Source organism: Stenotrophomonas sp. (assembly GCF_050737575.1).
GTDB lineage: Bacteria > Pseudomonadota > Gammaproteobacteria > Xanthomonadales > Xanthomonadaceae > Stenotrophomonas.
Window position 1 is genome coordinate 172,016 of sequence record NZ_JBOHXW010000007.1, and the last position, 17,478, is coordinate 189,493.

A 17,478-nucleotide genomic window follows, 5' to 3' on the forward strand; every position below is an offset into this window, starting at 1 on the left:
CGAAGGGGCGGATGAGGGCGACGTTGCCGGTTATCCATCACGGCGCGTGGCGGCGCGTTCGTCGTAAGCAACCTCAAAAGCGCCCCCTCACCCCAACCCCTCTCCCGCACGCGGGAGAGGGGCTTTAAGCAGGGCTTCAAGCTGCGCTAGAACGCAATCTGCGCCCACACGCCGGCTTCGTGGCTTTCCAGCTTCTTCTTTGCCGTCTGCTGCTCCACGCGCTTGCCGACCATTGCCAGACGCAGGTGTTTGCTCGGCTTCCACTCCACGCCCACCTGCTGATACCGCTCGCGGGTGCGCGGGTCGATATCCAGGCTCATGCGCGTGTCGTCGTAGCGGGCAAACATCGCGTATTGCGGGGTGAACTGGTAGCTGCTCCAGGCGGACCAGGCGCGCTGGTCGTCGTTGCCCGGCTTGGTGATGCGGGTCCAGTCTTCGGCACGGACGTACTGCGCGCCGACGCGTGCACGTTCGCCGACCCAACTGGCCATTGCGTTCCAGCGCTGCGCGGTGTGTTCGTGCGGCAGATCGCCTGAATCCTGCGCGCGGGTGCCGCGATAGCCGCCCATTGCCAGTTCGACGCCCTTGACCGGGGTCCAGCCCACGCGCGCTTCCACATCGGCACGGTTGCCCAAGCGCGGCTTCTGGAAGCCACCGCCGGTGACCACCGATGCGGCATAAACAAAATCACCTCGGCTGTACTGACCATGCACACCGTAATCGGCAGGCGTGCCCAGCTTGGTCCGCGCGATCAGGCCGGCGTCCACGTAGCGGAACCCTTCGCGTACCGATTCCTGTGCGATCCACGGCGTCGGTGCGTTGCCCAGCCGCAACCAGCTGCCCTTGCCGAAGCTGCGCTGCAGGTAGGCATGGCGCAACCACAGGTCGCTGACATCACTGTTGCGCAGCCACTGCACATCGGTGGTCACCTGCGCCGACCAGTTCGCGTTGAAGCGGTGGTCCACGGTGATGAAGGTGCGCTTGAGCTCCATCGCCAAGCCTTCGTCGGCGGTTTCCACACCGTCGCGATCCAGCTGGCTGGCGTTGACGAAAATCTGTGCCGATACCTTGGTGGCCGATGCGGACTCCTCGGCGTGGACCAGCATCGGCATACAGGCCAAGGCCAACGCGGCGGCCAACGTGCCACGGGAAACAAACTGCATCACTACTCTCCTGAAGCCAGCCCTTGCTGGCGGTATGCGCTCAATAACGTGCGTCTTTGGGTTTCTTGTCGCGCGGCCAATCGTTGGCCTTGCCGGCGAAATCGGGGCGTGGCTTGTGGATGAAGTACTCCGCCACATCCACCGCATCCTGGTCACTCATCACACCCTGCCCGTACGGCGGCTCGCGGTTCACGCCCAGCGGCATGTTGTGTTTGACGAACGCAGCGGCCTTGTACAGCCGGGCCATGCCGGCGCCGATGTTGAACGAGTCGTCCCCCCAGAGCGGCGGGAAGATGTACTCATTGAATTGATCTTTGATGCCCTCGCCGTTGTCGCCGTGGCAACTGGCGCATTGCGCGGCGTAGATCACCTCACCGCGCGCCATGTCCGGCTGCAGCGAGCTATCAATCGGCCCTTCGGTCTTGCCCGACACCTTGGCACCCTGCGGAATGCCGTTACCCAGCCAACGCATGTAGGCGAGCATGCCCTGCATTTCCGGTGACTCCACCGCCAACTTGGTGCCGTTCATCGAGCGCACGAAGCAGCCATTGATGCGCTCGGGCAGGTCGACTTCCTTGCTCGGGCGCGGCATGTAACGCGGATACGTGCTGCCGGTGTTGATGTAGTGATTGCGCAGCGGCGCCTTGCCCTGCGCCATGTGGCAGGAGTTGCAGTTCAGGCCATTGCCGACGTTGTCCGGCAACAGCCGCGCGGTATCGCTGAGCAGGCGCCGGCCCAGCATCACCGACTCGGCATTGGCCAAGCCGGCAATTTCCTCGGCGCTGGGCGCCAGGTAGTGGCCGATCACCGCGCCCTGTTTGTCGAGGATGTCCATCGGCTGCGGCGCGGGCGCGTCCAGATTCGGGTGCATATGCATGTACCAGGCGGCTGCGCCGGCACTGCCGACCAGTGCCACAGCAAGGGCCGCAATCATCAGTTTTGCGTTCATTGCGCGGCCTCCTCCGGCAGGTAATGCACGGGTTTGTCGGCCACCACGCGGCGCATGCGCGCGATGTCGTCGGCGCTGACGGCGCTGGCGTGGTTGCCCCAGCCATTGCGGATGAAGGTCATGATCTGCGCCAGCTCGCGATTGGAGACATGCGCGAAGCCGGGCATGGTGAACGCCATGCGATCGTGCGGCGTGTGCGGTGTTTCGCCGCCGGCCAGCGTCACTTGAATCAGTGAACTCGGGTCGTCGGCAAACACGATGGAGTTGCCGGCCAGCGCCGGGTAGATGCGCGGTGCGCCCTTGCCGTCGGCACGGTGACAGGCCTGGCAATGTTCCGAATAAGCCAAGGCACCGGGCACGCGGTAATCCCCGTTGCGCAACGCTTCGGTGGTGAGATCCTGCTTGGGTTTCCACTGCTGCGCATGGCCTTCGCGCGGCGGCAGTTGCTTGAGGTAATGCGCCATCGCCTGCAGGTCATCGGCGGTCATGTGCTGCGTGCTGTGCTCCACCACATCGGCCATGCCACCGAATGCCGCCGAGCGATCGGTACGCCCGGTGCGCAGGAACTGCACGATTTCATCCTCGTCCCATGACGCCAGGCCGGTGCCTTCGTCACGCAGATTCTTGGCGTACCAGCCTTCCAGCACCGAGCCGGACAGGAACTGGCGACTGCTGTCATCACCCAGCGCCTTTTCCTGGAACGCCAAGCCACGCGGCGTGTGGCACGCACCGCAATGGGCGAAGCCTTCCACCAGATACGCGCCGCGTTGTGCGCTGGCGTCCAGCGCTGGATCAGGCGTATGCGTGCGCGGGCGCGCAAACATCAGCTGCCAGTACGACAACGGCCAGCGCATGTTCGCCGGCCACGGAATGGTGGCATCTGCATTGCCCTGCGCCACCGGCTGCACCGACGACATGAAGTACGCGTACAGCGCCTTGATCTCGTCATCGGAGCTGATCATGTACGACACATACGGCATGGCCGGATACAGCGGCTGGCCATCGGCACGGATGCCGCGACGCACCGCGCGCTCGAAATCGGCATAGCTGTAGCTGCCGATGCCCTGCGTGCGGTCCGGGGTAATGTTGGTCGAATAGATCGTCCCCATCGGCGTCTGCATGCCCAAACCACCGGCATAGGGCTTTCCGCCCGGGGCGGTATGGCAGGCGGCGCAATCGGCGACCCGCGAAAGATACTCACCGCGCTGGATCAACTGCGGATCATTGATATCCACCGTGGCGCGCTGCGGTGGAGCAAACCACAACGGCGTTGAGCGCGCGATTCCATAGGCCGCCGCCACGCCGGTCACCATCACCAGCACCACTTTTGAGAGCTTTCTCATTGCATCTTTTCATTTGAAGCTGCCGCATTCTCGGCCGGCCCGCCAGGCGTTGCCCTGATCCAAATCAATAGAGACGCACTCGGTTGCAGCGCCGCGCACAGGCAACGCAACCGCAATGCAGTGCTCGGCAGGTCGTTATCGACACCACCGGCGTTGCAGCGCCCACAAAAAAGGCCAAGCAGTGCCTGGCCTCGTACGTTGCGTGATTGGGTGTTTCAGCCTGCGGCGCTGGCGCTGCAGAACGGTTGGCGGGCTTGCAGGATGACGGTTTTCATCGAAAGGCACTCCGGGCAAACCCGTTCCAGTACCTTGATCACCGGCGCATACACCGCCTTGCACTTGTTGCACTGGACGATTCCAGCCGTGTTGGCTTCCATGAGCCTCCCTCTTCTTCCATACGAACCCGCACGATATGCGGGCCATCGTGCGGTTTTTCAAGCTGCAACCTGAACGCGCCGGTTATTGCAGCATGCCCATCACGTACAGCAGCACCAGTAGACCAAGCATGCCGGCCAGCACCGCGAAGAAGATTTTCCACGCGCTGTACGGCCGCTCGCCTGCGATCTCGCCGGTATAGCCGTTACCCAGCACCTGGAAACTGCGCGAGCCGTAGGTGTAGCTGACCAGCCACACCGGCACCAGGATGTGCTTGAAGGTGCGGTTGCGGTAATCGGCCTGCACCTGCAGGTTGCGGTAGGTGTCGCCAGGCACCTGCTCGGCACACAACTGGCGTGTCTGCGACTGCATCTGCGCTTCGCCCTGCTGTGCGGCCTGACGCAGGTCAACCTGATAGCGTTCCACCGTCCAGCCGCGCACGAACTCGGGCGAATACGGCTTCAAATCGCTGGTGGTGGGGAAGCTGCCGATCTTCTGCAACAGCTCCGGATGCACGCCGACGGTGCCGGGCACCAGCTCATCGTCGAAGAAATGCTGTAGCGCGCCCGAGGCAGGTTCCCAGCGCGTGCGCTGTTCCTGCCGGGTCTGCGTGTTGCCCTGCGAATCGTGGTAACTGACGGTGACGTAGTAGTGATAGCCCGCCTCGGCCGTCCAACGCGCAGCGACATTCGCGTCGAACGTCCAGTACGGCAGGTACATGCCCTTTAGCGTGTCGGTGAGCGCGGCGCTCTTGAGCCGATTCGGCGCGAACCAACGGTTGCCATACCACTTGCGAATGGCATCACGCACCTGGCCGTCACTGATTCGGAACGGCAACAGGCTTTGCGGCGTGATCGCATCACCCAGCGATTCATGCGCGATGATCGATGGCGAGCCGCAGAACTCGCAGCGGTCGGCCACTTTGCCATCGACGAACACCGAGATGGCGTGGCAACTCTGGCATTGCACCTCGCGCGGTTGCGTACCGTAACCGCGTTGCGACTGCGGGGTGCTGGCCATGCTCTGCAACATGCCCAACACGCCGTTCTTGGCATCGCCGGTGGGCGGCAACGGCGGCGGTTGTGCGTCCTGCGCCTGCATCCGCGCCAGCGCTTCAAGCAGATCCTGCTCGACCACGCCGGCGCTGCCATCGCCCATCCCTTCAGCAGCCTCCGACAGCGGCACGATGGTGCCGCAGTACGGGCAGGCCAGTGCCTGCTTGGCCGCATTCCATTGCAGATCCCCGCCGCATTCCGGGCAGGGATGTTTACCGACCGTCACTTTGCCCATCAGCCGCGCAGGAACTCTTCAAGTGCCGAGCGCGCGATGCGGGTGGCGTTGCCGATCTTGCGGGCTTTCAGGTCACCCGCGGTGATGGCGGCCATGACGTCTTCCACCGACACCGACAGCGCCTGTGCGGCCTGCTCCGGAGTCAACACATCCAGCGTGGCAGCTGCATCGGCAGCGGCCGGCAACGGCGGCGGACCGCCTGCTGCAGGTGCGGCCGGGGCGCCTGTCTGCATGCTGCGCATCATTTCCTGCGCCATGCCAAAGCCCATCGCCATCTGCGCCGGCACCGCTGCGGCAGCGGCACCTTCGCCGCCCTCGCCCATGCCGTGGCCCATCTGGTATTTGACGTAGTCGTTGAGGTTGCCGATCACGCTCATGCTGGAACGCTTGTCGATGGCCTCTTCCACTTCCGGCGGCACCGACACGTTTTCCAGCACGAAGCTGGTGATCTCGATGCCGTACTTTCCGGTCATCGCCGGGTTGATGATCGGCAGCAGCGCTTCGCCCAGTTCGGAGTAACGCGTGGCCACATCCAACGCCGGCACACCGGCCTTGGCCAGTGCTTCAGTGAACACGCTGACGATGCGCGAACGCATGGTGTCGGCGAATTCGTCCAGGCGGAAATTCTGGTCGGTGCCGGCGACTTCCTTGAGGAACTTCGGCGGATCGACAATGCGGAAATCGTAGGTGCCGAACGCACGCAGACGCACCACGCCGAAATCGGCATCGCGCATCATCACCGGGTTGGACGTGCCCCACTTGTTGCCGGTGAACAGGCGCGTGTTGAGGTAATAGACGTCGCATTTGAACGGCGACTCAAAACCGTATTTCCAGCCCAGGATGGTGGACAGCACCGGGATGTTCTGGGTGCTGAGGGTGTGCTTGCCCGGGCCGAACAGATCGGCGTACTGGCCGGCGGCCACGAACTGCACGGTCTGCGATTCGCGCACGATCAACTGCGCGCCGTTCTTGATCTGGCGGTCGTCGTCCGGCCAGCGGTAGGACAGCGTGTCACGCGAGTCATCGGTCCATTCGATGATCTCGATCAGTTCCTTCTTGATGAAGCCCAGAATGCTCATGGCGGTTCCCCAGCGGACAGAGCGCCGATTCTACGTCGAGTGGATGCACGCCGCCGAGATGACACCGCGCATACAGGCAACAGCGCAGCATGACGGCATTGTCGAGGTCGCCGGAGCGCACCATGCGGATACTCACACTGCTTCTCACCACCCTGTTCGGGCTTGCCCTGGCCATCGGCGGTACGCGGCTGCTCACCCTGCACGGCAGCCCGTTCTACCTGTTCAGCGGCGTGCTGCTGTTGGCGGTGGCCTGGGGGCTGTGGCGGCACCGGCGCTGGGCGAGTTGGCTGTATGCCGGTTGGCTGCTGGTACTGCTGGCCTGGTCGTTGTGGGAAGCCGGCCTGTACTGGTGGCCGCTGGCCACCCGGTTGGGCGTACCGGTCTTGCTGGGCCTGCTGATCGCACTGCCGGCGTCGCGCCGCTCCAGCCCGCATGGCTATACCGGCCCGGCCGGCTGGCCGGTGCTGCTGTGTGCGCTGCTGATGGCGGCGGTGGCGTTTGCCGGCATTCCACGGCACCTGCATGAAATCGACGGCCAGCTGCCGATGGACATCGTCAACGCCGCTGCCTCACTGGGCGATGACGCGCCGCCGCCGGGCGAATGGCATGCCTATGGCCGCAGCGATTACGGCCAGCGCTTCTCGCCGCTGGAGCAGATCACCCCGGCCAATGTCGGCCAACTGCAACTGGCCTGGCAGATGCGTACTGGCGACATGCGCCTGCCTGAAGACGTGGGCGAAACCACCTATGAAGTCACCCCGCTGAAGATCGGCAACACGCTGTACCTGTGCACGCCGCACAGCCTGGCCATCGCGCTGGATGCCGACACCGGCAAGGAGCGTTGGCGCTTTGATCCGGCGGCGGGCATGGAGCCGCAACGTCAGCATCAAACCTGTCGTGGTTTGTCGTACTTCGTTGATCCGGTGACGCCGACTGCAACGACGACGGCCAGCAGTTGTGCCTCGCGCGTGTTTCTACCCAGCGCGGACGCAAAACTGCACGCACTGGATGCACAGACCGGCCAGCACTGCACCGACTTCGGCAACAACGGCGTGCTGGATCTGCTGCACAACATGCCATTCAAGCAGCCGGGGTATTACTACTCCACGTCGCCGCCGTTGGTTGCTGGCGGCAAGGTGATCGTGGCTGGTGCGGTCAATGACGACTACGCCATCGATTCGCCGTCCGGCGTGATCCGCGCCTACGACGTGCACTCCGGCAAGCTGCTGTGGAACTGGGATTCGGGCAACCCCACGCAGACCGCACCACTCGACCCGAACGACCCGACGCAAACCTACACCGCCAGTTCGCCGAACAGTTGGGCAGTGGCCAGTGCCGACGAAGCACTGGGCCTTGCGTACTTCCCGATGGGCAACCGCACGCCGGACCAACTGGGCATGTACCGCTCAGCGGCCGAGGAAAAATACGCCTCGTCGGTAGTCGCGCTGGATCTGGCCACCGGCCAGCCGCGCTGGGTACACCAGTTCGTCCATCACGATCTGTGGGACATGGACACGCCCGCGCAACCGGTGCTGGTGGATCTGGATCTGCCGCAAGGCCGCGTGCCCGCGCTGGTGCAGCCAACCAAACAGGGCGATGTGTACGTGCTCGACCGTCGCGACGGCAGCGCGTTGTTGCAGGTCAACGAACGCCCGGCATCGCAGCATGTGGATATTCCCAAGCAGACCACCTCGCCCACGCAGCCGTACTCGGCGTTGAGCTTCGAGCCCAAGCCGCTGCGTGAAGCCGACATGTGGGGCGCCAGCCTGGTGGACCAGATGCTGTGCCGCATCCAGTTCCGCACGCTGCGCTACGACGGCCGCTACACCCCGCCGACACTGCAGGGCAGCATCATCTACCCGGGCAATTTCGGTACGTTCAACTGGGGCAGCGTGGCCGTGGACCCGCGCCGACAAGTGATGTTCGGCATGCCGACGTATCTGGCGTTCGTCTCCCGGCTGGTGCCGAAACAAGACGCCAGCGGCCGCGAGATGAACAAGGGCGAGCACGGCCTCAACGAAAACAAGGGCGCTGATTACGCCGTGGAAATGACGCCCTTCATGTCGCCGCTCGGTGTGCCGTGTCATGTGCCGCCGTGGGGCACGGTCGCCGCAGCGGATCTGCGCACCGGCAAGATCGCCTACCAGCACCGCAACGGCACCATCCGCGATCTCTCTCCCCTGCCGCTGCCGATCCGCATCGGCGTACCGGGCATTGGCGGCCCGTTGCTGACCGCCAGCGGCGTGGCCTTCATGAGCGCGGCCACCGACAACAACTTCCGCGCCTATGACCTGGCGACCGGCAAGGTGCTTTGGGATGTACGCATTCCCGCCGGCGGGCAAGCCACACCGATGACCTACCTCAACAGCCGGGGTGAGCAGATGGTGCTGCTGGTGGCCGGCGGGCATGGCTCCACCGGGACCAAGGCGGGGGATTATGTGTTGGCTTATGGGTTGAGGAAGTAGTGCTTTAACCCCTCTCCCCTTGCGGGACGAAGAGGAGCGCTTGCGAACCACTGGTTCGCGCTCCGATGAGTGCCCTTGCGCTGGCGCGAGGGCCGGGGCGCGGAGCGGGGGTTGGGGAGAGGGGCGACCAAAGCCGTGGAGTTCTTCGATCTTCTCGATTGGTTCGAAGATCAGAGTGTCGCTGTTGCTGTTGCTGTAGAAGACAAGAAGCAACCCCTCTCCCCAACCCCTCTCCCACAAGGGGAGAGGGGCTTTACGCTCCTTACCCCAGATCCATCTGCGGCACGTCATACCACTGCGCCGACGGGAAGCGCTGCGTTACCCACTCACGAATGAAGTTGCGGCTATCCGCCGCAATCACCTCGTCACTGCTGTCATCACGGCTGTTCCAGGCCACGCCATGCAGTGAAATGCCACGCGCGGCGATCGCCTCCAGCGACAGCAAGGTGTGGTTGATGCTGCCCAATCGGCCGGACGTCACCAGCAACAACGGCCAACCCTGTTGCGCGACGTAATCAATCGTCAGCAGCTGTTCGGTCAACGGCACCATCAGGCCGCCGGCGCCTTCCAGCAGCACCTTTTCGTAGCGTTCGCACAGCCGCGCGGTCGCGCGTTCGATGGCGGCGACATCCAGCGTGCGGTTCTCCAGTCGCGCCGACAGATGCGGCGAGGCCGGATACGCGAACAACACCGGCATCGTGGTGCCGTCGCGGTCTTCGTCGAACAAGCCCGTGCCCATGATGCGACGGTGCAGCAGGATGTCGTCCGAGGCGCCCACGCACCCGGTCTGCACCAGCTTCTGGGTGATGACCTCCTCGCCCTGCTCGGCCCATTGCCGCGCCAGCCAGCCCGTCACCACGGTCTTGCCGATTTCGGTGTCGATACCGCTGACGAAAATCACCTGGCCGTTCATGCGCGCATATCCTCTGCTTCCAATCCGGCCACCAACGCGACCATGCCGTCGCACAGCTGCTGCAGCTGTGCATCGTTGATCACATACGGCGGCATCACGTACACCAATCGGCCAAACGGGCGGATCCAGATGCCCTGCTCCAGCATGCGCTGCTGGATGCGTTCCAGCCGCAGTGACGCCTTCAATTCGATCACGCCAATCGCACCGAGCACGCGGACGTCGGCCACTTGCGGCAGCGCGCGGGCCGGCGCCAAACGTTCCTGCAATGTCTGTTCGATGGATGCCACACGCGCTTTCCAATCCTGCGACAACAGCAACTGCGTGGATGCCAATGCCACCGCGCAGGCCAACGGGTTGGCCATGAAGGTCGGGCCGTGCATGAACACGCCGGGATCGCCGGACGCGATGACATCGGCGATCTCGCGCCGGGTGATCGTCGCGGCCATCGTCATGTAGCCGCCGGTCAATGCCTTGCCGATGCACAGAATGTCCGGGGTGATGCCGGCGTGTTCGCAGGCGAACAAACGTCCGCTGCGACCGAAGCCGGTGGCGATCTCATCGCAGATCAGCAGCACCTCATGTTCGCGACACAGCCGCGCCAGTTCGCGCAGGTACTGCGGGTGATAGAAGCGCATGCCACCGGCGCCCTGCACGATGGGCTCGATGATGAAGGCGGCCAGTTCATCGCCGCGCTCGGCGAACAATTGCTCCACCGGTGCGATATCGGCAGCGTCCCACTTACCGTCGAACGGTGTCTGCGGCGCAGGTACAAAGCAGCGCGCGGGCAAGGACGCGCCAAACAAACCATGCATGCCGTTGACCGGATCACACACCGACATCGCGTTCCAGGTATCGCCGTGATAGCCCGAGCGCGTGGTGGCGATATTGTTCTTGCGCGGCATGCCGCGTGCGGCCTGATATTGAACCGCCATCTTCAGCGCCACTTCCACCGACACCGAGCCGGAGTCGGCATAGAAAATCGCATCCAGCGGTTTGGGCACGATTTCCAGCAACAGCTTGCCCAGTGCGATGGCCGGCTCGTGGGTCAGGCCGCCGAACATCACATGCGACATGCGCCCGAGCTGGTCGATGGCGGCCTGGTTCAACACCGGGTGGTTGTAACCGTGGATGGCGCACCACCACGAGGCCATGCCGTCGATCAACTTCGGGCCGTCCTCCAGCTGCAGCAACACGCCATCGGCGCGCGCGACCTTGAGCACCGGCACCGGGCTGCCGAGCGCGCTGTACGGGTGCCACAAATGCTCACGGTCGAAGGAATCAATCAGCATCGTTCATCAATCACGCCGCTGAGGGGCGGCTTGGGGGCCGTACCTTACCGCTTGCCGGGGCCGCCTGCATGCATCAGCAGGCGCTGGCAATGGAAGCGGTGTCGCCACTTCCCATTCACTTCACGCTGGCCCCATCGAATGCGCACACGGCCTCGGTAGTTTCAGTCAACTGCAGCGCATGTCGCGCTGCCTTGCCAGTGAGCAGCGCCATGATGGAAGTTCTGATCTCGATATTCGCCCTGCCCGCCGCGCTCTACTTCATGTTGATGTTGATCGTGGGCTTCTTCAGCCGGCTGCTCTTTGACGCCATCGCCGTGTTGAGTTTCCTGTTCCTGCTGATGTCGTGGCTGGCCAGCAGTGGGCTTGATGCGCTGGTGCTGTTCGCCATGACCTGCGCGCATGCTGCCATCACCGGCTTTGCACGATCACGACTGCCGCACATGGAACGCAGTTACCAGCGCGAAGCGGGTTCGCAAGCGGACGGCAGTCGCTGAAGACCGCCGTCCGTTCGCAGGTTCAGCGTCGGTAGTGCGAGTACACGCGTCCGCAGTGCGATATCGCTTACTGCTGTGCCGGCAACGACGCCATGTCGATCACGAAGCGGTAGCGCACATCGGATTTCTCCATGCGCTCATAGGCGTGGTTGATCTCGTCCATGCGGATCATTTCGCAGTCCGGCAGGATGTTCTTTTCCGCGCAGAAATCCAGCATTTCCTGGGTTTCACGGATGCCGCCAATCGGCGAGCCAGCAACACGGCGACGGCCCAGCAACAGCGGCACGCTGCTGATCTCATCCATCGGGCCAACCTGGCCGACGATCACCAAGGTGCCGTCCACATCCAGCAGCGGCAGGTAGGGATTCAGTTCGTGCTTGACCGGCACGGTGTCGATGATCAGGTCGAACGCCGACTGTGCCTGCGCCATCGCCTGCGCATCGCTGGACACCAGCAGACGGTCGGCGCCCAACGCCAAGGCATCTTCCTGCTTGGACGGGCTGCGGCTGAGGACGGTGACTTCAGCACCCAGGCCCACGGCCAGCTTCACCGCCATGTGGCCCAGGCCACCGAGACCGATCACGCCAACGCGGCTGCTCGGCCCAACATTCCAGGTGCGCAGCGGCGACCAGGTGGTGATGCCGGCGCACAGCAGCGGGGCAGCACGCGCCAGATCCAAACCTTCCGGCATGCGCAGGCAGAACTCTTCGCGCACCACCAGGTGCTTGGAATAGCCGCCGTGCGTGTGCTCACCGGTGATGCGGTCCGCGCCGGCGTAGGTGCCGGTGTTGCCTTCGCGGCACAGCTGTTCTTCGCCCTTATGGCACTGGTCGCACGCCATGCAGCTGTCGACCATGCAACCGACCGCGACGTGATCGCCCAGCTTGTAGCGGGTGACATCGGGGCCGACCTCGATCACCCGGCCGACGATTTCATGGCCCGGCACGATCGGGTAATAGCTCCAGCCCCAGTCATTGCGCGCGGTGTGCAGGTCCGAATGGCAGACGCCGCAGTAAAGGATTTCCATCGCCACATCATTGCCACGCAGTTCGCGGCGCTCGAAGGCATACGGCGCCAGCGGTGAGGTGGTATCGAAAGCGGCATAACCGAGGGTTTTCATGGATGACATCCTGTGACGGGCAAAACGGGAAACCCGTGCGGGGCCGGCAACAACGGCCAGTCAGCACGGGACAGGCGACAAGTCTAGACAGTTGTCCGTGACGGATTAAGCCGTGCCGGTGGTTTCCGGTCATGCGTGGCTCATCCGTCGTGCGGCGGCTTCGACCCTTTCACAGGCCGGCGACATTCCGGCTTCCGTCGCCGACTACGCGCAGCGCGTCATGGCACTTCCGCAGGATTGGGCGCCGTTACATCACCGAGCCGCTCCCAGCACAGCTGGGCGATCTGGGCAGAAACACCCGCGCTGTTCTTCGACTGCGGCAAAGGAAGATGTGCATGCAGGTCTGTAAGCCGTGCATTGCGTGATCCGCGCGGGTCGCGCAGGTAGATGTCGCAGGCAAGCTTGATGACGGGCGCGCAATCGTTGCGGAACGAGTCACCCATCATTGATCCGCCGTTGAAGCGCTCCTGCCAGTACGACAGCTCGCTGACCACGTTGACAAAGTCACGGTCTCTCAAGCCATTCATGTGTGTGCTCCAGATGCTGCCAGCTCACGCACAGTCGCTGCATTGTCGATGAAGGGGCCTGGTGCGGCGCTCCGTTTCCGATCTGCGCGAAAGTACCTGCCTGGCTATGTCGCTTCCACGTCGGGATCAGCGTTGCTTGTAACCGGCCTGCAGTTCTTCAAGCTGCGCGGCAGCGGACATCATGCCGCCGATCCGATCAAGCAGTGAATCGATACTGCTGCGATGCGCAGGTTCGTTGGGTGAGCCGGAAGTGGCTCGCAGCGCACGCCGGGTAAGAATTGCCAGAGACCGGAGCTTGTCCAGTCGCTGTGAGTACGACCACGTGTGCGTGGATGTGACCATCTCCTGCGCCAACTCATCCAGGTCGGCACGGGCTTCTTCATAGTTCATACGTCACATCCTGAGCACAAGAAGCACTCAATGTCTTTGCAGCATAGGCCCTTTGTGCGTCGAAGGCGTGACGATGAAGATGAACGACGCTTTCAACGCACCGCGCACAGCAGGCGTCCCGCACCTGCGGCCTGCTTGAGAGCACCGCAAGGTTGCCGCGATGCCACTCACGGCGCCGGTCCTTACGTTCGTCAGAGCGGCCCGGACATCGCAATTCCCCGGCCGCCTTGACAAAAAAAGTACGGTACTCAGAAGGCGCCCTGCACCGCCACTTCCCAACGGCTGCCGGCGAAATCGTCGCCAAACAGATCACGCGCGTGCCGGTCGGTGGCATGAGCGCTGACCCGCAGCTCCAACGGTGCGGCAATCGCCCAGATTGCACTCACCTGCCCGTGGGCGTAACCGCCGCCGGGCGCGTCCTGCAGCGTGTAGTAGCCGGCCATCGCTTCCAGACGCAGGCGCTCCTTCACCGGCACGCGCGCGCCGAGCTGGCTGTACAGGCCATCCTGCGTGGTGCCCAGTGCTTCCGGCGACCATGCCAGCGACAGCCAGTAGTTGTTCTTCCAGGTGAGCGTGGTGTTGAGCTCGGTCCAGTTCAAATCGACCGTGGTGGACGGATAGCGGTAATGCAGCACGTTGGCATCCAGCGCCCAGTCCTCGCTCAGCTGCTTGCCCCAGCCCACGGTGAAATCCAGTTCGCTGCTGGCATGGGTGTCGGGTGCGAACTCGACACTGGAGCCCCATGCCGATGCATAGAAGCCGCTTTCGGTGGGGACTTTGAAACCGGCCTGCGCCGCGGCATCGCCGTGGCTTTGGGTGGAACCACGCCAGACATAGTCGCTGGTGAGGGCTGCATTGCCGCTGATGTCGTGCGCGGTGGCCATACCGGCAGCGGCCAGCAGGATCAGCAGAACGTGGCTACGACGCAGCATGCGCCGTGAATGTTGAAAGGCGTTCATCGGGTTTCCAAAGTGGCCACGCACACTGCGCGGCCCTGTGGAAATGATGTCGCCACGGCCCGTAAACCGACGATGGCGAGGCCGCCACTGCGCCATCAAATCTGCGTAAAAGATCGCCGCTCGCAGGCGCGGAACAGGCCGCGAAGCGGATGAAGCCGCTCCTACAATCCGTGGCGTGCTGCCTTGCCGGCATATCGACCCAACCCATCGCTATCAGCCATAGGGCCATTGGCCTGCAAACGCACGTTACGGCGGCCGATAACACCGGCAAAATAGCCCGCCCTCCCCTGCCCCATGCTGATGAAGTCCCTGTCCCCGCTCCTGCAATCGCTGCGCAATTGGCTGAGCATTGAGCGCAACCAGACCAATCACGGCGAGAAGTGGATATCGGCGGTGGGCGCGTTGATCGGCATCACCGTGGTCTACCAGTTGACCCATTGGTGCTTCCCGGATGGCTTTGGCGGCTCGCCCGGCGGCGCGATCCTGCTGGCCTCGATGGGTGCTTCAGCGGTCCTGGTGTTTGCCGTGCCGCACGGTGCGTTGTCGCAGCCGTGGTCGGTGATGGCCGGGCACCTGGCTTCGGCGTTCATCGGCGTGAGCTGCCAGAAACTGGCGCCCGATCAGGTCTGGACCGGCGCGCTGGCGGTGGGCCTGGCGGTCGGTGCCATGCATTACCTGCGCTGCATCCATCCGCCCGGCGGCGCCACCGCGCTGGCGGCGGTGATCGGCGGCAGCGACGTGCACGCCTTGGGCTACCAGTACCTGCTGACGCCGGTGGCGATCAATGTCGCCGCCATCCTGACCGCAGCGGTGTTGTTCAACGCTTGCTTTGCGTGGCGGCGTTATCCGGTGCACCTGCATCGCCGGCGGCAACACGCCGCGCCGCCAGTGGCCTCGGCGCAACGCAGCGTTGATCTCACCCAGGAAGACTTCCACGCCGCGATCAGCCAGCTCAACTCGTTCGTGGACATCACCGACGACAACCTCACCGAGCTGTTGGAACTGGCCAAGCAGCATGCCGAACGCGATGCGCTGCACCCGGCGCTGATCGAAGCCGGACGCTATTACAGCAATGGCCGCCTGGGCCGCGCCTGGAGCGTGCGCCGTGTCTCGGTGACGCCGGCGCTGGACGGCCCCGCGCCGCAGCGGCTGGTGTACGCCGTGGTGGCCGGCAACGGCATCGGCGACATCGGCCATGCCACGGCGAACGATCTGCGCCAATGGGCGCGGTTCGAGGTGGAACTGCAGCAGGGTGGCCGCTGGGCCAAATTGCAGCCCAGCTGACCCGACAGCGGTGTAATCAGCCCGCGTTCCAGTGACCGCCGCCGTGCGCACAGCTGGCAGGCAAGTCCGCCAGATCCTGCCCGGTACGCTCGTAGTAATAGCCGTCGAACTTGCCGCCAAACAGCTGCGCGCAGCTGCCCTGTGACGGCGACGGGCAGGCGTCCATGTACGTCACCTCGCCGGCCTTGCCGCCCATCTGTGCGGAAGTCTGCGCCAGCCCTTCGCAAACGCGCTTCAGATCCGCTTCGCTGGAAGCAGCGGTGGTCTGCACGCAATCGCGCGAGCGGATGGTCTTGCCCATGAGCGTGAACTCACCGGCGATCATGCAGGCATGCGTGTCTGCTGCAGCCGGCGCTACCGGCTTGTGGATGACGCTACCTTCGCTGGCTACCGGTGCGGGCGAGGCCGGTGCTTCCGGCGCGGCCTCGGGCGCTGTGCTCGCGGCGGGTGCCGGTGCGCTGCCGCCACAGGCGGCCAAGCCCAACAGACACGTCATTGCCAACACGGTGTACCGGTATTGCCTGGTGATTTTCATACTGCCTCCATGCGTGATTGGATGAAGTGCCCGATGGTAAACCGCAGTCGCAACATGAATCGGCACTGCCGCACAGACAGCTTTTACCCTTCGCACCGTCTCGACACTTTCACAACGGCCCGGGGTGGACAGTGTTCGCCCCGGCGCGCCCACTGCCGTGGACTTGAAGGCGGCCATGACGGCTGCCGTTATCAGCGGAGATTCCCATGTCCTACATCGATGGTTTCGTTGCCGCCGTGCCCACGGCCAACAAAGAAAAATTCCTTGCGCATGCACGCACCGGCGATGCGGTATTCATCGAATTTGGCGCCTTGCGCGTGGTGGAATGCTGGGGTGATGACGTGCCACACGGCCAGCTCACCGACTTCTTCCGCGCCGTGCAGGCCAAGGACGACGAAACCGTGCTGTTCTCCTGGATCGAATGGCCCGACAAGGCCACGCGCGATGTCGGCATGCAGAAAATGATGGACGACCCGCGCATGGATCCGGCCAAAAACCCGATGCCGTTCGACGGCAAGCGGTTGATCTATGGCGGCTTCACGCCGTTGCTTGAACTGAGCAGATAACCCACGCCAGCCGCTGCGGTCCGCGTGATCGTTACCGCGACAAGCACATCAATCGCGGTCCGGTGCGCCCAGTGGAAACAGCGGTCGATACGGCCGCGCTTCTTCCACGGCGCGCGCGAAAGATGGGCGCGCCAACAGGCGTGCGCGGTAGGCGCGCAGCAACGGGTACGCCTCGCCAATGCGATGCACCCAGTCGGCATAGAACAACGATGGTGCGGCGGCACAGTCGGCCAGGGTGAAGGCATCGCCGCAGGCCCAATTGCGACCCGGCAATTGTGTTTCGGCCCAGGCGTAGCCCAGCTCCAACTTGTCGCGCGCGTGCGCCAGTGCATCGCGCGCCTTGTCCACATCGCCGGTCAGTGCGCCGCCCACTGCATGCTGCACCGGGCTCATCACATGCAGGTCGAAGAAGCGATCAAGAAAGCGCGCGTCCAGCGCTTGTTGTGCATCGTCTGGCAGCAGGCGCACCGCGCCGGGCCGGGTCTGCTGCAGGTACTCGATGATGATGCTGGTCTCCACCACCGCGTTGTCGCCATCCAGCAATAACGGAAACTTGCCGACCGGCCAACGCCGCAGCCATTCGGCGGCATGCTCGGGCGTTTCCGGGCCAAGACAGCGGAACTCGAAGGGAATGTCGTTCTCGTACAGCGCAATCAACACCTTCTGCGTGTACGAAGAGAACGGATGTCCATAGAACGCCAGTGACATGACCTCACTCCTTCGGGGGACAAACATGC

At 63.9% G+C, this 17,478-nt stretch carries 18 protein-coding genes; 4 read left to right on the forward strand and 14 right to left on the reverse strand.

Annotation, left to right across the window (positions count from 1 at the left end; genetic code table 11):
* Positions 1–146: 146 nt before the first annotated feature.
* The 6 genes from ACREP4_RS14270 to ACREP4_RS14295 all read right to left on the reverse strand — a co-directional run bounded on the left by ACREP4_RS14270 (position 147) and on the right by ACREP4_RS14295 (position 6,199).
* On the reverse strand, positions 147–1,163 hold the full coding sequence (locus ACREP4_RS14270) for a hypothetical protein (protein ID WP_431596846.1): 1,017 nt from the start codon (positions 1,161–1,163) through the stop codon (positions 147–149).
* A gap of 40 nt (positions 1,164–1,203) precedes the next feature.
* A complete protein-coding gene (locus tag ACREP4_RS14275) occupies positions 1,204–2,112 on the reverse strand; it encodes a c-type cytochrome (protein ID WP_431596847.1) in 909 nt (302 codons plus the stop codon).
* Positions 2,109–3,455, reverse strand: coding sequence for a c-type cytochrome (locus ACREP4_RS14280; protein ID WP_431596848.1), 1,347 nt, complete (start codon positions 3,453–3,455; stop codon positions 2,109–2,111). The genes ACREP4_RS14275 and ACREP4_RS14280 overlap by 4 nt, the downstream gene beginning before the upstream one ends.
* Positions 3,456–3,670: 215 nt before the next feature.
* Positions 3,671–3,832, reverse strand: a complete 162-nt coding sequence (locus tag ACREP4_RS14285) for a hypothetical protein (protein WP_431596849.1) — start codon at positions 3,830–3,832, stop codon at positions 3,671–3,673.
* Between the two features lie 82 nt (positions 3,833–3,914).
* On the reverse strand, positions 3,915–5,120 hold the full coding sequence (locus ACREP4_RS14290) for a hypothetical protein (protein ID WP_431596850.1): 1,206 nt from the start codon (positions 5,118–5,120) through the stop codon (positions 3,915–3,917).
* The gene (locus ACREP4_RS14295; protein ID WP_431596851.1) at positions 5,120–6,199 is read right to left on the reverse strand and encodes an SPFH domain-containing protein; all 1,080 of its coding nucleotides are present in this window, start codon (positions 6,197–6,199) and stop codon (positions 5,120–5,122) included. Before ACREP4_RS14295 ends, ACREP4_RS14290 begins: the two co-directional genes overlap by 1 nt.
* 122 nt (positions 6,200–6,321) lie before the next feature.
* On the opposite strand from ACREP4_RS14295, the gene ACREP4_RS14300 reads away from it, so the two are divergent.
* On the forward strand, positions 6,322–8,664 hold the full coding sequence (locus ACREP4_RS14300; protein WP_431596852.1) for a membrane-bound PQQ-dependent dehydrogenase, glucose/quinate/shikimate family: 2,343 nt from the start codon (positions 6,322–6,324) through the stop codon (positions 8,662–8,664).
* A gap of 262 nt (positions 8,665–8,926) precedes the next feature.
* Here ACREP4_RS14300 and bioD read toward each other — a convergent pair whose 3' ends face one another.
* Both bioD and bioA read right to left on the reverse strand, forming a co-directional pair.
* Positions 8,927–9,577: a dethiobiotin synthase gene (bioD, locus tag ACREP4_RS14305; protein WP_431596853.1), complete on the reverse strand. Its 651-nt coding sequence runs from the start codon at positions 9,575–9,577 to the stop codon at positions 8,927–8,929.
* Positions 9,574–10,866: an adenosylmethionine--8-amino-7-oxononanoate transaminase gene (gene bioA / locus ACREP4_RS14310; protein ID WP_431596854.1), complete on the reverse strand. Its 1,293-nt coding sequence runs from the start codon at positions 10,864–10,866 to the stop codon at positions 9,574–9,576. Before bioA ends, bioD begins: the two co-directional genes overlap by 4 nt.
* Positions 10,867–11,075: 209 nt before the next feature.
* Between bioA and ACREP4_RS14315 the strand changes: the two genes are divergently transcribed.
* Entirely contained in the window at positions 11,076–11,360 is a 285-nt protein-coding gene (locus ACREP4_RS14315; protein ID WP_431596855.1) for a hypothetical protein, read from the forward strand.
* A gap of 67 nt (positions 11,361–11,427) precedes the next feature.
* Here the strand turns inward: ACREP4_RS14315 and ACREP4_RS14320 are convergent, their stop codons facing one another.
* The 4 genes from ACREP4_RS14320 to ACREP4_RS14335 form a co-directional block, all read right to left on the reverse strand.
* Positions 11,428–12,480, reverse strand: coding sequence for an NAD(P)-dependent alcohol dehydrogenase (locus tag ACREP4_RS14320; RefSeq protein ID WP_431596856.1), 1,053 nt, complete (start codon positions 12,478–12,480; stop codon positions 11,428–11,430).
* Between the two features lie 218 nt (positions 12,481–12,698).
* Positions 12,699–13,007, reverse strand: coding sequence for a hypothetical protein (locus tag ACREP4_RS14325; protein WP_431596857.1), 309 nt, complete (start codon positions 13,005–13,007; stop codon positions 12,699–12,701).
* A 126-nt stretch (positions 13,008–13,133) separates the two neighbouring features.
* A complete protein-coding gene (locus ACREP4_RS14330) occupies positions 13,134–13,397 on the reverse strand; it encodes a hypothetical protein (RefSeq protein ID WP_431596858.1) in 264 nt (87 codons plus the stop codon).
* A gap of 248 nt (positions 13,398–13,645) precedes the next feature.
* Complete coding sequence (locus ACREP4_RS14335) at positions 13,646–14,356, reverse strand: TorF family putative porin (protein ID WP_431596859.1); 711 nt, start codon at positions 14,354–14,356, stop codon at positions 13,646–13,648.
* Positions 14,357–14,656: 300 nt separating this feature from the next.
* Between ACREP4_RS14335 and ACREP4_RS14340 the strand changes: the two genes are divergently transcribed.
* Positions 14,657–15,640: an HPP family protein gene (locus ACREP4_RS14340; protein WP_431596860.1), complete on the forward strand. Its 984-nt coding sequence runs from the start codon at positions 14,657–14,659 to the stop codon at positions 15,638–15,640.
* A 16-nt stretch (positions 15,641–15,656) separates the two neighbouring features.
* Here the strand turns inward: ACREP4_RS14340 and ACREP4_RS14345 are convergent, their stop codons facing one another.
* Positions 15,657–16,175 (reverse strand): hypothetical protein, encoded by a 519-nt coding sequence (locus ACREP4_RS14345; protein ID WP_431596861.1) that lies wholly within the window; start codon positions 16,173–16,175, stop codon positions 15,657–15,659.
* Positions 16,176–16,381: 206 nt separating this feature from the next.
* Here ACREP4_RS14345 and ACREP4_RS14350 point away from each other — a divergent pair, with 206 nt between their 5' ends.
* Positions 16,382–16,741, forward strand: a complete 360-nt coding sequence (locus ACREP4_RS14350; protein ID WP_431596862.1) for a DUF1428 domain-containing protein — start codon at positions 16,382–16,384, stop codon at positions 16,739–16,741.
* 48 nt (positions 16,742–16,789) lie between these two features.
* Here ACREP4_RS14350 and ACREP4_RS14355 read toward each other — a convergent pair whose 3' ends face one another.
* On the reverse strand, positions 16,790–17,449 hold the full coding sequence (locus tag ACREP4_RS14355; protein ID WP_431596863.1) for a glutathione S-transferase family protein: 660 nt from the start codon (positions 17,447–17,449) through the stop codon (positions 16,790–16,792).
* Positions 17,450–17,478 lie beyond the last annotated feature (29 nt).